We start from the raw sequence: 15,252 nt of genomic DNA, 5'->3' as shown, positions 1-15,252 counted from the left end.
AACGCGTTACTCCAGCACCTTGTTCAGCTCTGCACCGTCGATACTCAGGGTGGCGGTGTTGAGCATGCCCTCGAGGTAAGCCTTGGCGATCTGCTCCTGGCGCTGGGCGCGCAGGGCCTGGGTCAGGCGTTCGCGCAGTTCGTCCAGGGTCGCCGTGCGCGCCGGTTGCTGGCCGGTGAGCTTGAGCACATGGAACCCTGCCGCACTCTGCACCACATCCGACACGGCGCCGACCTTGAGGCGCGACACCGCACTGCGCACTTCGGGCACCAGTTGCTGCAAAGGCTGCATCCCCGAGTCTCCACCTCGCGTGGCGGAGTCGGTGTCCTGGGAAAACTGCGTGGCCAGGGCGGCGAAATCACCCGGTGACGCCTGGACGCGGCGGCTCAGTTCCTGGGCCTGGCGGCGTACTGTGTCGAGGCTTTGCGGGTCATTCGCCGCGAGAAAAATCTGGCTCACCCGATACAACGGCGGCGTCATCCATTGCGACTTGCCGCTGTCGTAGGCCTGTTGCAATTCAGCCGCGCTGGGGTAGTCGGCCGGCACCTGGCTGACCGAGAGCATGTAGTCGCGAAACACGATTTGCTCAGTGGCGGCTCGCGTTTGCTGTTCCACTTCCGGGCGCTGGCGCCAGCCTTGCGCGTCGGCCTGTTCGAGCACCGCCTTTTGTGCCAGACGTGAACGGATCCAGGTCTCCAATGCACCTCGGTTACCGCGCAATTGCTCGCGTGACTCGGCCGGCAGGCTGGCAAGCACGCTTTTCAGTTCCGTGAGGTCGATCTGCTGATTACCCAGGCGTGCCACCGCTGGCCCACTCGGCGCAAGGTTGAGCACCGGTGCCGGTTGCTGAGCCGCCACCGGGTCGCTGCCCGGTCGCACGCTCAAACCCACCGCCACCACCAGCAAGGCCAGCGCACCCGCGCCGACCATCAAGGTTGGCTTTTTCACAATACGGGCGCCTCGACGTCGGCCTGGGCCTGCAACTGCGCCGCCTGCTGGCTGTATTCACGCAGGTAGACGATAAACTCCTGCAACAGGCGATCCCACAGTTCCAGCTGGCTGCGCAGGTGCGTGGCGCCCACGCCGGCCACCACCACGTCCATTTCCATCAGCAGGAATTCGCCCTGCACCGACAACCGCGCAAAGCGCCGCGATGCGTTCCATACCTGGGCCAGGCCTTCAGGCAACTCGCCCTGGATACGCAGCGCGCAGCTGTAGGTGAAATCCACATAGTTGCCCTGCTCTGCCGCCGGGTTGCCAAAGCGCACGGCAAAGCCGATGCCCTGACTGGCGCTGAGCAATTGCACGATACCGTTCTGTTCGGTCTGATTGACCCGGTAGCCCGCTTCCTGCAGCAGCTCGGTGAGGCTCTGGGTGGTGACGCTGGTGATCAATTCGCTCATGGTGATCTCTGATCTGTCTATCAATGATTGGCAGTTGCCTGGGGCGCGTCGAAACGGCTCTTGTACAAATCGTCGCCAAAGCCCTGGGCCAGTTCCTCGAACTTGACCCGCGCACTGCTGGCGAACGGCTGGCGAATACTCATCACCTCGGCCACGTCGATTTTTTCGTAGGCCGCGAGCAGTTGCTGGGCCACGCCGTACATCTGTTGATTCTTGACTGAACATTGCTGCACGTGTGTGTCACGTTCGCTCAGCTGTGCCTGCAAGCGAGCGCGCTCGGCTTCTTTACCCTTGGCGAGCACCAGCAGTTCGTCATAAGCCTTCTTGAACTTGCCGATCTGCTCATTGCTCGCCGCGACCTGGGCTTGCGCCTGACTGTGCAGGCTCTGTTGCTGGCCGGCCATTTGCTCGGCCACGCTACGGGTCTTCTCCAGCTCAGCGGTCAGTTGTTTGATTTGCACCTGGGCCTGCTTGGCCTGGGTTTCAGCGGCGATGCGCGCCGCACTGGCCTGGGCCTGTTCGCTTTGCAGCGCCTGCAATTGCTGGGTGGTGCTGCGCAATTGCGTACGCAAGCGCTCCTCCATGCCTTCAGCCGAGGCCGCCGTGGCAACAAACACCAAGAGCAGCCCGCAGATTCGCGTGTTCATGTGGCATCTCCCTGCGCATCAAAAGCGCGTGTTGAGTTCCAGTTGCATCACATCGACTTCAAACGGCGCGCCATACACTTCTGATGCGCTCAACCAACGCGCACTGGCGTAGAGGTTCTTTTCGATGCCGTAGTTGGCGCCGATGAAGTACCCCTTGGCGTTGGTGCCGCCCAGGTGGAACGAGGAATCGTTGAAGCCGGCGGGCAAGGCGTCGGGCTGGATGTATTTGTAGCCAGCCAGCACGTTCCAGTCGCCGCGTTTGCGCATCTCCAGCGCGCTGCCGAGGGTCATCTGCACCATCAAGGCGTTGCCGCCACTCTCAAACTGGCCCTTGCTGTTGATGTTGTTGACGATCTCGCCTTCGCTGCGCTTGAGCATCTCGCCCTTGTCGTAGGCCAGGTTGTGGATGAAGTTGCCCTGGGTACGCAGTTTGAAGTCGCTCGGCAGTTCGGCATCCCACGCCAGGTTCAGGTCAAGCACGTCGAACTTGGACGCCAGGCCGACAAACTGCGGTTGCGGGGTCAAGCCAGGCGTGGCCGGGTTCGGGGTGATATCACGCAGCAGGAACACGCTGTTGCCCTTTTGCATAAAGGCCAGGCGCGAGCCGTCGCTGTCGCAGGCGGGCTGCCCGGCCCACGGCTCACACGCGCCGGAGCGTTGGCCTTCGATATCGTCAAAGTGGTAGTACGCCATCGCGCCTTTGATGCTGTTTTCGCGGTTGATCTTCCAGTTGGCGCCGATCTGTCCGCCAAACAGCCACTTGGTCTCGCTGTCTTCTTTGTCGAAGCCGTTGCTGCTGGCCGAGTCGGAGGTGTACTCCACCGGGAACGCGCCAAGGGTGCCGAACAGGCCCCACTCGTTGTTCAGGGCATGGTTGAAATTGGCGGCAATACCGTCGAAGTTCAGGTCACCCGAATACATCATGTCAGTGGAATAGAACGGGTTAGCGAACCGGCCTGCGGTGAGGGTCACGTCCTGGGTGGCTTTCCAGCTGAGATAGCCCTGGTCGAGCCAGATGTCCTTCTTGCCAAAGCCGCCGCCCAAGGTCTGGGTGGTGGACACCGGGTTGTTGTCGGAGCCGGTGCCGATGCGGATGCCGGCGGTCCATTCCGGCGACAGCACCGCTTTCATGCCCAGGCGCGCGCGCAGGCGGAAAAGGTTTTCGCGGTCCTTGGTGGTGTTGAGCAGCGGTGGCAGCTTGGTGTTGGTGTCTTTGTTGGTGTCGTACGGGCCGCTGTCATTGAGCTTGGCGTAGTCGACGATTTCGTTGCTGTTGTTGCCTGAGAAGTAGCGCGACTCATCCCGCAGGCGGATATCGCCGTCAAAGGTGATACGCGAGATCCAGTCCGGGAAGGTATTGGGCTGGGCCCAGTTTTCCTGCTTGGCGGTGGCCATGACCTCGGCCTTGACCTGGTCACGAATCTGATCCTTGACCGCCTGCGGCACATATTGCACACGCACATCGCCGGGCGCTGCGACCGGGCCTGCGGCAACCACCGGTGCCGCATTGGCCTGTCGTGCCTGCTGGGCTTCTTTTTCCGCCTGGGCGATCAGGCCGTTGGCGGTTTCCTGCTTGAGCACGCCTTGCTGCACCAACAGGCGGATCAGGTTGATCGTGACGTTTTCCGAGGGCGCGACCGGGGCGGCAGTCGCCTGGCCGACCAGGGTCGCGATGACCATGCCGACCGCCAGGGTCAGTCGATTCACGGGGGAAATCATGTGTACGCAACTCCTGTAAAAAACCGTTGAAAAAAGCATTCAATTAATCCGGGCGCCGGCCTTTGAGGGACAGGCGCATGGGCAGCGTCAGCGACGCCGGCGGCTTCTGCGTGGCACGCGGTGCACGTATCAGCGCAAGCATCTGGGCATCGGTCTCGGCGTCCCCGCTGGACTTGGCCACCTGCGCCTTAGTGACCTGGCCATCGACGCCCAACCACAGGTCTATCTGTATCGAGAAAGCCTTCTTGCGTAATTCCGGGTCTTCGCGCATCAGCCGTTGATAGGTGCCGGCCAGGTACTGCTTGTACGTGCCGGTACCCAACCCACCACCGCTGCCGGCCATGCCGCCGCCTTTGCCGGCGCCAATGTTGAAACCGTCATTGCCGGACTGTGCATCGCCATCGATCTGCATCGGGTTGGCCAGGTCTTCGTTAGGCGAAGGCGGCGCTTCCTCTGCCGGCTTGACGTCTTCGGGTTCGGGGCTGGGCACCGGCTCCGGGACTTTTTCTTCGACCTGGGGCTCGGGCTCCTTGGGTTTCTCTGGAGGCGGTGGCGGTTGCGGCGGCAACGGGATAATCATCGGCACCTTGGGCGCTTCGCGGCGCACGCCACTCATGTCATTGGCCCACTGCCACAAAAACCAGGCCGCCACGGCGCCCAGCAACAGGCCCGCGCCCCACTTCAACGGGTGCAATGGTGGCTTCTTTTTCACGGGCAGTGGCGCCATTGGGATCTGTGCGGTCATGGCTCAGCCCTGGCTCGGTTTGCCGGTGACCAACCCGACCTGGGACAGCTCCAGCCGGCGCAGCAAGTCGAGCACTTCGATCACCTTCTGGTACTGCACCATCGCATCGCCGCGCACGATTACTGGGAAATCGGGGTTCAGCGCTTTCTCGATACGCAGGCGTTCTTCGAGCTCGCCGAGGGTTACCGGGTAAGCGTCAAGGAACACCTGGCCGCCGTCGTTCACGGAGATCGCCTTGGTCTTGGCCTCCGACAACGACACCGAGGCGCTGGCCTTGGGCAGGTGAATCTGGATACCCGAGACCTGGGCGGTGGCGGTGAGGATAAACATCACCAGCACCACCATCAGCACGTCCACCAGGGGCGTGATATTGATGCTGTCGACGGCGGCATCATCGTCATCGTCGTGGGAGGCATTTACAGAAGCCATGGCAACTCTCCTCAGGCCGGAACCGGTGCGTGATGCGGTGCGCGGTGCGCGGCTTCACTGTGCTGGCTCTCGCCGTGCATCTCCGCCAGGCGGGTGATGAACTCGTCGACAAACACGCGCATATCCGCACTCACTTCCTTGTTACGCGTGATCAGGCGGTTGTAGCCAAACAGCGCCGGGATCGCGACAAACAGGCCCATGGCCGTGGCCAGCAAGGCCGCCGCCATACCCGGCGCGATGGCATTGATGTTCACGTCACCGGCCATGGCGGTGCCGAGGAACACCACCATGATCCCCAGCACCGTCCCGAGCAGGCCGATGTACGGGCCGCCGGCGATGGCGTTGGACAGGGTCGAAAGCTTGGAACTGAGGGCCTGGTTTTCGCGGGTGCGCACGCCGTCCATGGAGCAGCGGATCGCTTCAATAGTCGCGGCCGAGACCGAAGAAGTGTCAGCACCCTGGGCGCGGCGGGTGCGGATTTCCTTGACCGCCACCAAGTACAGACGCCACAGCGAAGAATGGGTCAGGCGCTCAGCCAATTGCGCGTCGTCGGCATACATCTCCAGGCGGGTGCCGATCTGCGCGAAATGCTCGCGGAAGACCTCGTTGCCACTGCTGAGCCGGCTGACCTGACGGTTCTTGCGCAGCATGATGACCCACGACTGGAACATCATCCCTACCAGCACCAGGATGATTACCCAGGCGTCGACGGGAACCGCGTTGAGCAGGAAGCCCAGGCTGCCGAAACCAAAGCCGGACTGTTCTTCATCCACGCCATAGGCCACCAGCTTCGACTCGGCGCCCTGGGCGCTGGCGTCGGCCAGCAACAGCGCGGCCGGGCGCGCCACTTTGGACAGGCGCAGCTCATCGATGGCGCCGGCGAAGGGCTGGTGCGTGCTGCCCGCTTCCGGCAGGTCGGCACCGATGGCCAGTTGGGAATTGAACGCTGGCAAGGCGACAGCGAAGGTCGCGGTTTCGCGGCCATTCACATACAGCGAGACCTTTTCACCTTCGGCGGTGAACGCCAGGTGCTGCCATTGGCCAGGGTTCAGCGGTTGGGTCGACACGGCGCGCTGGCCGTCGATTTCCACAAACGGCATGCCTTGGTTCACGCCCAGCAGCAGGTTGTGGGAGCCGTCGCGCCGGGCCAGCACCACTTGCTCACCGCTCGCCTGGTCCAGGCGCAGCCAGGCACTGAAGGTGAATGCGCCACCGGCTGCATGTTGCAAGGATGGGCTGGCCGGCAACATCAAGGGCTGGCCGCCAAACTGTAAGGCGCGGCCGATCACGCCGTCGATGCTCACGCCCGTGGCGTTCAGTGCGGTGTTGGCGTAGGCCGTGGTGTCCCGGGGCGGTGTGGCAGTGGCCCCATCAAAGTGGTAGAGCGCGGTGTAGTTCGGGTCAAACGTCAGTTGGCCGTTGGCGGAGGCCGCGGCTTTCTGATTGCCGTAGTACATCCACAGGTCCTGGCGCTGGCCGCCTTCGACCTTGGGCACATCGACCCAGATCAGCGCCATGCCCATCAACGGGTCGAAGCTTTCGATCTGGTGGTTGAACACGGTCTTGTCATCGGCACTCACAAAGCGCAGGTCGGCACCGTCTTCCTTGACCCCGTCAAAGGTGAAATTGCCCGTGTGCAGGCGCACCAGCAGCGCGGTTCGGCCCAAGGCCTGGTTGATCGCGGCGCCTTGGGCGGTGGTGTCTACCGAGATCTGTTTGCGGTAGTGCCAATCGTCCTGCCACCAGGCATGGGCGGTGGCCGGGAGCGCGAAGCCCAGGCAGATCAACAGGCTCAGGAATAGGCGTTGCATGGGTGAAATCTCCGGAAGAAAAAGTCAGAAAGTCGCCTGCACACTGAAGTGCAGTCGCGAGTCCTGTTTCTGGGTGTTCGGTCCATCGAGCAGCGGGTAGCCCCAATCCAGGCTGCCGGACAACCATTTGCTCAAACTGGCGCGGGTGCCCAGGCCGACACTGGCCAGGCTGTATTCGTCTTCTTGCTCAGGCAGCGGGTCGTGCAGGCGCATGCGCGCGCCTTCGGCGAATGCGTAAAAGCGCCACTCCTGCACATAACTGCCGAGAAACTTGGCCAGGGACGGCGTGCGCAACTCTTGGGAGAGCAAGTAACCCTCATCCCCGGTGCGTTCCGCCGCCAGGTAGCCGCGCACCGAAGTGGCGCCGCCGGCGGAATACTGCTCGTTGGAGACCAGCGGCCCCGAGGCGAGTTGGAAGCCACTTTTGGTGGCTGACTGCCAATCGTTGGCGAAGGTGTAGGTGTAATTCAGGTCGCCCTTGAGCACGGCAAAACTGGCGCTGGCCTTGTAGCGTTTGTACTCGAATTCTTCGGCGTCGCTGCCGTAGCCGAAGAACGCGCGGGTGCCCACCACCAGGTTCAGGCCCAAGCCCAACTGTGATTGCTCGGTGTAGCGAAAGCCGTTGTAGCCAAAGGTGAACGGTGCGTACTTGAGCGGCACCTGGTCGCTGCTGGCGCCGAATTTGAGCTGTTCGTCGAAGTCCTTGAAGTCCACGCCGAACGAAAACGAGTTGGCCCAGTTTCCCGCCGCCGGCAGGTTGTAAATGGCCGACACGCCGTAGGAGTGGCCCTTGCCCAATACGTTGCTACCGCCGAGGGTGGCGATGTTGCTGTCTGACTGGTAACCCGAGAACTGCAAGGTCCAGCGCTCATCCAGCGGCGCGCTGTAGGCGCCCGACCAGACCTTGGCATTGGCGCTGTCCTGGGGCGCGGTGAAATAGGTCAGCGAGATGCTGTGGCCCAGTTGCCACAGATTGTCGTAGCCGAGGGTCGCCACCGAGCGCAGCTTTTCGGTGTCGGCGCTGTAGTCGTTGTTAAGGCCAATGCTGGCGTGCCAAGGGTTCTGGTCTTCCACCTGCAAATCCACATCCATGGTGCCGGGGCGCTGGCCTTCGCGCACCAGCGGCGTGACCTGGCGCCCGGCACTGCGGTTGAGGCCGGCCAACTGGGTTTGCACCGTGGCAAAGTCTGGCACCGCGCCCTCTTCCAGCGCTGGGACCTGCTCGCGGATTTCCACCGGCGAATAGTGCTTGGCGCCGACCACACGCACGCGTCCCACCTTGGTTTCGCTGACTTGCAGGTAAACGATGCCGTCATCGACCTTCTGCTCCGGCAGCTCGACAAACACCGACTGATAGCCGCGTGACTGGTAGATCTTCTGCAGCGCATCGCGGGCGCCTTCGATATCGCCCAAGGTCTTTTGCGGACCGAGGAACGGGTACACCGCCTCCTCGATCGTCGCCGCATCGAGCACCGTGTTGCCGCGCACGAAGTACTCGTTGACGTCGACCTTGCGCGCCGCTTGCTCTTCCTCGGCCAACGCGATTTGCGTCACGCTCCCCAGCGTCACGCAACACAGCGCCAGCGTTAATTTGAACAGATGCTCCACACCGCCCCCTGACATTCTGATTTTTTGCGCCGCCACCGATTGCCCGGCATGCGGCCTGCTCAATTGCTGGTGATCGAGGTGTTACCGTGGCGTGCCAGCCAGGTGTGCAACAGCGCGAAGTTCAGCGAGAACTCCGGCATGTGCAGCAAGGCGCCACAAAACACGTCACCGATGATTTTCTGGATGAGTTGCACCGCACGCGGGTTATTCAGCAGCGTGGCGATGTCGCGGGTGAGCACATGAATGCTCCAGACCTTTTGGTTCAGGTCCAGGCCGACGAACCAGCGAAACAGCAGGTTGTAGTTCAGCTGTTCATGCAGTTGCTGCTCGCTGGGTACCGAATACAGCAGTTGCAGCAAGAGGACTTGCAGCACGGTGTGCGGGGCGATCGACATCGCGGATTCGGCCACCAGCCACTCACGGTGCTGGTCGAGCACTTCGTCGATCTGCGGGCGCAGCAACACCAGGGAATGGCCCGCCGGGATGTAGCTGGACACTTCCTTCAACGCGCCCTGCCAGTCGTCCTGAGAGACAATCCACACCCACGGCGCACCGTAGCGGTACACCGAAACCGGCTTCTTGCGCGCGGCTTCAACGATCTTCGACAGGCGCTGATCGAGCTCCTGCATGCCTACTTTCGAGTAACGTTCCATAGTTCCCACTTGCCCCACTCCTGGCGTCTTGCTGACGGCTGGGGAGGCAGCTTGTGGCGGCCTCCAGCGCGTTACATAGGAGAGACAGGGGGGGCCGGGAGCTACCGAACTTTTGTCATGAAAGCTTCATTTTGGATTGGGTGGGGGGCAATTCTTGGTGGGGGACATATCTGTTATTTGAGTAACGGCTGATAGGGGTTGCGCCCTTACGCTTTTGCTTTTGATCTGGGGCTAAGACCTTTTGGCTACTGTTGGGTCTTTGTTTCCAAAAGTGACCCGCTGTAAAAGCGGAGCCATAAGCCGCCATTACCGCAGAAACGGCTATGGACTCACCCACCAAGCCCTCCCTGCAAAGGCAGTTCATAAGACTTCTTGACCGTGCGCACCACCAACGTCGACGAATAAGTGCGAATCGGAATATCCCGATAAGTCTCCAGAAACCGATAGATATACTCCGTGTACTCCGTAGCATCCCGAAACTTGGCCACCATCACAAAATCAAACTCCCCGGTCATCAAGTAACAATCCTGAATCTCCGGGCGACTGGCGAGAATGTGCTGCATCCTGCGGTCAATATCCTTGCTGTCCCTGTCCAGCTTGATCAGGAAAAACGCCGTGACATGGATCCCCAGCTTGCGCTCATCCAGTACGGCGACTTTAGCCTTGATAACCCCCACGCTTTCCATGCGGCGAATCCGCCGGTAACAACTGGTGGACGACAGCCCCACGCTGTCACTCAACAACTCCAGGCTCTGGTCGCAATCCTGTTGCAACTTGCCCAGGATCTTCAAATCCATGGCGTCTGTCATCGGTTCCAAATCATCCTTGAAAAATGCAATGAATCCGTCGCAATGACGGGCTAATTTGCACAAATCCTGCGCAGTGGCTAGTTAACATCGATTCAGCTTAGCAGCCCCGCCAACACCTGGCCTGAGGGCGGCATGAGAGGGATCTTATGATAGTCGCGAAACCGACATGGACCGCTGATATCCAAGGACTTTTCAGCGCACCCTACTGGGTGCCCGCCGCCCAACGCGCCGCCGTGGCGGCCACCTGGGTGGGCTGCATGAATGCCTACGACGTATTCCTGGAAGACCCGGCGTCGGTCAAGGCCTGGTCGGAAACCATCTACCAGCACCTCGCCTCACGCAACATGCCACTGACCACCGACCAGCAGCAATTCTGGCCGATCGACGCCTTGGAAACCTTCCGGCTATGGGTCAACCAGGGGTGGCGGCTGAACAGCATTTCGCCGTTTGACCTGGCCGAGCGCATCCCGCCTCCGGCGTTGCCGCACCCGGTTAAACGCGTACGCCAGGACATCCGCGCCCTGAGCCCAGAGCAATTGAACCTCTACCGCGCCAAGCTGGATGACCTGATGCACATCGGCGACCCGGACAGCGGCTCGCCCTGGCAGCGTTACGCCTACATTCACACAAACTGGTGCCTGCATTACCAAGAGGCCTTCGCCCTGTGGCATCGCGCTTACTTGCTGTACCTGGAAGCGTTGATCGACTGCGCGATCCCGTATTGGGACTGGATGGCCGCAGACGCCAGTGTCGACGGCAGCCCCCAGGCCGGCTTACCCCAGGCATTCCTTGATGAAACCTATGTGCACCCGCACACCGGCGAGGTGCGACGTAACCCGCTGCGCTATGCCGCGGCCAAGGATGGTTGTTCAAAGGTCTGCGCCACGGCACCCGTCGCGGGCGTGGAATGCCTGTACGTGCAACGCAACCCGTTGTTCTACACCCAGGGCGAGGCTTTTCGCGCCGAGCGGACCCAGCTGTATGGCATGAGCCGGATCTTCCAGCAGCAAGTGGTCGATGCGCTCGCGTTCACCACCTTCAGCCAGCCCCAAGGTGTGCCGGGTTATCCCTGGGCCAACATCACTGCCTTCAATCCGCCGCAAGCCGACAACCTGTACCCCAACCGTGCGCTGAACTTCGACGGGCTCTACGAGCAACCCCACGACAACTATCACGGCTGGATCGGTGGCGACATGGCCGATAATGCCTACACCGCCTTTGACCCGGTGTTCTGCTCGTATCACGCCAATATCGACCGCATGCTCGAAGTCTGGATTCGCGCCAATCCGGCGGCGCAGTACACCACTCAGTGTCTGCTGCAGCCCTTCGCCGGGGCCCAGGCCGACGATGTGACCTTCACCAGCGCCGATGCCTGGCGCTACACCACGCTGGGAGACATGGCGCAGGACAGCCGGCACATCGGCTACGACTACGGCACCCCGGTGGCCCCGCAGTTCGGCGCAGCCAAAGCGACGGCTCCGGCCTGTTGCCAGGCGCAAGCGGCCGGCAGCGGGCCCTGGGTGGTGTTCGACCACGTGCGTTGCACCCACGACACGTACCTGATCGACGTCTTTCTCAATCAACCCGACGCCACGGCGCAGCACGCGAGTGCCGACAACCCGCATTACGTCGGGCGTTTCAGCCGCATCGGCATGGGCCTGGTGGACGACAAGGGCCGCTGCATCACCCAGGGCGTCTCCCGCGCACTGAATGCCGCGCGCGCCGTCAAGGCGCTGAACCTTGCCCCGACTGACGCGGCGCAGTTATCGCTGATCGTGACCCACCCCGATAGCGGCCAGGTGTTGACGCCCGAAGCGTACACGCCACTGCCTGGCTTTATCGCCCAACTGGTGTGGGACGACCCACGCCAATCCTCCGCCGGCCCCGCTCCGGGAACCGGTTGCTGCTCCACTTCCACCACTACCCCTGCTGGAGAACGCACATGAGCACGCCCTTCACCCAATTCACCTCCCCTGCCGAACAAGCGCCCAAGGACTACAACAAGCTGGGCCTGGAGGACCAGCTGTCGACCTTCGAAACCAATTGGAACAACAACGTCACCGGCTGGACCCAAATGTCGGTCATCGGCAACCCCTGGTCGAACCTCAATGACGCACCGCGTTCGGGCTACTACAACCCGCTGGAAAGCGGCTACGGCACGCAGACACCGCTGACCATTACCTGGCAGCCCTTCCCCAATCGACTGTGGACGTTTTTCTACAACAATGGCGCCGCCGTGGTTCCGCAACTGGGCGGCACGGCCATGACCCTGGACCAGGTGATGCAGTTGACCGATCACGGCCAGATCACCCTTAACAACACGCTTTATTCGCTGTACCCGGACCCGGCGGCAACCCAACTGCAGATCCCCAAAGTGTTGTGCAAGTCCATCAACTGGCACGGCCCCTATGCCGATTTTTCGCCCTCGGGTCCACGGGGCTGGCTGGATGAGTATTGCGAGTGGTCCATCACCCGCGACCCCGACGGCAACATGCGCAGCATCATGTTCACCAGCGAGAACCCGGCCTACTTCCTGACCATGTGGAACATCGACCCAAATGCCGTGCTGGGGCTGTACCAGGCGTACGTCGACCCGCAGGTGAAACTCGAAGACCTGTACCTGCGCTACACCGCCAACGGCCCGACCGGCAATGCCGGTGACCCGGTGATCGATGAAACCACCGGGCGGCCCGCCTATGACACCGTCAACAAATGGAACGCCGGCACCGTGCGTATACCGGGCGTCTCAGGCGGCGCGATGCACCTGACCTCCGGGCCCAACACCCTGAGTGCCGAGATCTACCTGGCGGCCGCGGCCACCATCCTTCGGCCGATCCAAAGCAGCGGCAACCAACAGAACCTGATCTGTTGCGCTCAATACGGGCAGAACTATCGCAACTCCGACCCGCATATCGGCTTTTCCGCCAACCAGGCCGCGGTTAAAAACCTGATCTCGTTGACCAATCCCATCGGCCTGTACCTGCAACAGCCGAAATCCTTCAGCACCTGGAAAGGCCCTCAAGGCCAGGATGTGAGCAGCTACTGGCGCGTCACCCGTGGCACTGCCGGCACCGGCCCGAACAACTCCGACCAGATCTTGCAGGCGGTGTTCGAGGTGCCGCACAGCGCGGGGTTCTCGATCAATGACATCACCATCAACGGCACGCCGATCGACTACGTGTGGGTGATTGCCAACGAATTGAATGTCGCCTTGAGCGTGACGCCAGCACCGTTGACCGCCACGCCCAAGGAATGCGACTGCGTGGCCGCCAATAACACCGATGCCCAACCCTGGCCCGTGCAACTGCTGCCATTGGACCTGTTCTACGGCCAGTCACCCAGCGACTTGCCGGCCAGTTTTGCACCCGGCAGCTCAGCTCAGTTCGTGCTGGTGGTGCAAGGGGCAGACCCGAACACCACCGTGGCGGATGCGCGGGTGCAGTTTTCCAACCCGGGGATCAGCGCCCAGGTCACGCAGTTCTTGCCGGATGCCTCGGCGATTCCCGGGCAGACCGACAGTGGCGGCACGCAAGGCTACGTCATGACCGTCAACGTCAGCGGCAACGCTGCGCCGGGGCTGGTCAGCGTGCGGGCGCTGAACCCCAGCGAAGCCGCCAACCCCAGCGCGGCCCAACACCCATGGGAAAGCGGCCTGGCGCTGGTGCCAGGCGCCTGACTGGTCCCTGCCGCCCATGCCTGGCGTGGGCGGCTCCCCTAAGCCTTGAGCAAGGAATGCGATCATGTACGGATGGCCTCGCCCGCTGTGTCGGGCTCGCTTGAATGTTTTCTCGTTACTGGCCGGCGCCCTGCTGTCACTGGTGGCGCCGCCACCGGCCAGCGCTTCGGACGCGCAGACCTGCGTCCAGCAACTGGTGTTCGACCCCGCAAGTGGGGGCTTCCTGCCGGTGAACAATTTCGGCACCGAGCAGGACTTTCTCAATTGTTTCGGCTGGCAACTGTTCATCGCCATGAACTGGCCGGTCAATCCCGGCTGGCCGGCCGACCCGACCCTGGCGGGCGAGCCAGACACGCAAAGCAGCGCTGCACAGTTCGGCGTGCCGCAAACGCCCGGCAAGCCGATGAGCAACGCGCCGGTGTGGGCCAGTTACAAGGACGCCAACGACATTTTCCTGCCCGGTGCACCCAAACCGACCGGCTGGGGCGTGGAAACCCTGGTGCCGTCCAATTGCACCGCCACCGGCAACCTGAAAGCGTTCTCCACCGGCGCGCGCAAATTCATTACCGCCACGTCGGAAAGCGCGATCAACCGCAAGCACCGCTTCCACCTGTCCAGCGGCACCCAGGTGACCCTGCCCGATTCGATCATGGAAGCCGCCGGCGGCTGGCTGACGGACCAGTCGGGCAACCTGGTGTTTTTCGAGCGCAAGGTCGGCAAGGCCGAGTTCGACTACATCGTCAATAACGGCTTGTACGACGCCGCCAATCAATTGATCGTGGCGCAGAACAGCGACAACCGACACCCCGCCGGCCTGTCGTTGCCTGCGGGCAAGCTGGTGCGTGAGCTGCCGGCCAAGGCGCTGCCCCAGGAAGAATTGGGCGCGCTGGAGCTCAAGGCGGCCTGGCGCATTCTCACCGACAAACCCGAGCTGTACGCACGCTACCTGACCACCGTCGCCTGGCTGCAACGCCCTGACACGCTGCAATGCACCCAGGAAGTCGTAGGTCTGGTGGGCCTGCATATCATCAACAAGACCCAGACCCAGCCGAACTTCATCTGGACCACGTTCGAGCAGGTCGACAATGTGCCTGACGGCGGCGCCACACCGCCGCAGGGCTACAGCTTCAACAACCCGGCCTGCACCGGTGATGCCTGCACACCCAACGTCGCCCGCGTGCAATGTGACGCCACCCACACGCCGCCCAACTGCACGCCATTTAACCAACCGGTACAGGCCACACGGGCCAATGCCACGCCTGAGGACATGCAAGCGTTAAACACGGCGGTGCAGCAGACCTTCGCCCAGCAGACCCAGGGACAATCAGTGTTCCAGTACTACAAACTGGTGAACGTGCTGTGGTCTAAAACGCCCAACGCACCTAACGATCCAGGCCCTGGGCCGAACGTGAAGACGCCGCTGTCCTATGGGCCGTTTGTCAGCGATCAAAGTGTTGCCGTCGCCAATACCACCCTGGAAACCTATGTGCAGACAGAGAACTGCAACGACTGCCACCAGTACGCGGCCATTGCCGGTGGTTCCAAATTGGCGTCGGACTTCTCCTTCCTGTTCAGCAGCGCCGACTCCGCGAAGAACACTCGCCTGATCAAACGCATCGAGGCGTTCAAGACCCTCAAGGATGATCATTAGGCGGGGGTTTCGGGCCTGCCCCTCAGTGGGAGGCCGGCCCCACAGCCGACCGAGAAACGCCCGAAAAAAAGGGGCGATCATTGATCGCCCCGAACGGTACA

Annotated in this window: 13 protein-coding genes; 3 read left to right on the top strand and 10 right to left on the bottom strand. The window is 62.1% G+C overall.

What is annotated here, in order from left to right; all coding sequences use genetic code 11:
• Positions 1-6: 6 nt before the first annotated feature.
• The 10 genes from AACY44_RS14685 to AACY44_RS14640 all read right to left on the bottom strand — a co-directional run bounded on the left by AACY44_RS14685 (position 7) and on the right by AACY44_RS14640 (position 9,812).
• Positions 7-948, bottom strand: a complete 942-nt coding sequence (locus AACY44_RS14685) for a peptidylprolyl isomerase (protein WP_339419790.1) — start codon at positions 946-948, stop codon at positions 7-9.
• Positions 945-1,403: a YbjN domain-containing protein gene (locus AACY44_RS14680; protein ID WP_049708791.1), complete on the bottom strand. Its 459-nt coding sequence runs from the start codon at positions 1,401-1,403 to the stop codon at positions 945-947. Before AACY44_RS14680 ends, AACY44_RS14685 begins: the two co-directional genes overlap by 4 nt.
• Positions 1,404-1,423: 20 nt before the next feature.
• Entirely contained in the window at positions 1,424-2,050 is a 627-nt protein-coding gene (locus AACY44_RS14675; protein WP_339419786.1) for a DNA repair protein, read from the bottom strand.
• An 18-nt stretch (positions 2,051-2,068) separates the two neighbouring features.
• Positions 2,069-3,769, bottom strand: coding sequence for a putative porin (locus tag AACY44_RS14670; protein ID WP_339530496.1), 1,701 nt, complete (start codon positions 3,767-3,769; stop codon positions 2,069-2,071).
• Between the two features lie 43 nt (positions 3,770-3,812).
• Complete coding sequence (locus AACY44_RS14665) at positions 3,813-4,514, bottom strand: energy transducer TonB family protein (protein ID WP_339419783.1); 702 nt, start codon at positions 4,512-4,514, stop codon at positions 3,813-3,815.
• A 3-nt stretch (positions 4,515-4,517) separates the two neighbouring features.
• Positions 4,518-4,943 carry an ExbD/TolR family protein gene (locus tag AACY44_RS14660; RefSeq protein WP_010211136.1) on the bottom strand — a complete coding sequence of 142 codons (426 nt, stop codon included), beginning with the start codon at positions 4,941-4,943 and terminating at the stop codon, positions 4,518-4,520.
• An 11-nt stretch (positions 4,944-4,954) separates the two neighbouring features.
• Positions 4,955-6,754 carry a DUF2341 domain-containing protein gene (locus AACY44_RS14655; RefSeq protein WP_339530494.1) on the bottom strand — a complete coding sequence of 600 codons (1,800 nt, stop codon included), beginning with the start codon at positions 6,752-6,754 and terminating at the stop codon, positions 4,955-4,957.
• A gap of 24 nt (positions 6,755-6,778) precedes the next feature.
• Entirely contained in the window at positions 6,779-8,362 is a 1,584-nt protein-coding gene (locus tag AACY44_RS14650; RefSeq protein WP_339419779.1) for a ShlB/FhaC/HecB family hemolysin secretion/activation protein, read from the bottom strand.
• A gap of 59 nt (positions 8,363-8,421) precedes the next feature.
• A complete protein-coding gene (locus AACY44_RS14645) occupies positions 8,422-9,015 on the bottom strand; it encodes a transposase (RefSeq protein ID WP_339419777.1) in 594 nt (197 codons plus the stop codon).
• Positions 9,016-9,344: 329 nt separating this feature from the next.
• Complete coding sequence (locus AACY44_RS14640) at positions 9,345-9,812, bottom strand: Lrp/AsnC family transcriptional regulator (RefSeq protein ID WP_339419775.1); 468 nt, start codon at positions 9,810-9,812, stop codon at positions 9,345-9,347.
• Positions 9,813-9,970: 158 nt separating this feature from the next.
• On the opposite strand from AACY44_RS14640, the gene AACY44_RS14635 reads away from it, so the two are divergent.
• The 3 genes from AACY44_RS14635 to AACY44_RS14625 all read left to right on the top strand — a co-directional run bounded on the left by AACY44_RS14635 (position 9,971) and on the right by AACY44_RS14625 (position 15,151).
• The gene (locus tag AACY44_RS14635) at positions 9,971-11,770 is read left to right on the top strand and encodes a tyrosinase family protein (RefSeq protein ID WP_339530492.1); all 1,800 of its coding nucleotides are present in this window, start codon (positions 9,971-9,973) and stop codon (positions 11,768-11,770) included.
• Positions 11,767-13,500 carry a hypothetical protein gene (locus tag AACY44_RS14630; RefSeq protein ID WP_339419773.1) on the top strand — a complete coding sequence of 578 codons (1,734 nt, stop codon included), beginning with the start codon at positions 11,767-11,769 and terminating at the stop codon, positions 13,498-13,500. The genes AACY44_RS14635 and AACY44_RS14630 overlap by 4 nt, the downstream gene beginning before the upstream one ends.
• A 64-nt stretch (positions 13,501-13,564) precedes the next feature.
• Positions 13,565-15,151 (top strand): hypothetical protein, encoded by a 1,587-nt coding sequence (locus AACY44_RS14625; protein ID WP_339419772.1) that lies wholly within the window; start codon positions 13,565-13,567, stop codon positions 15,149-15,151.
• Positions 15,152-15,252: the final 101 nt, after the last annotated feature.

It is taken from the genome of Pseudomonas sp. RA_15y_Pfl1_P11 (assembly GCF_963970975.1).
Taxonomy (GTDB): Bacteria; Pseudomonadota; Gammaproteobacteria; order Pseudomonadales; family Pseudomonadaceae; genus Aquipseudomonas; species Aquipseudomonas tritici.
Note: the sequence above shows the minus strand (reverse complement) of the source record. Positions and strands in the feature narration are given on the sequence as shown.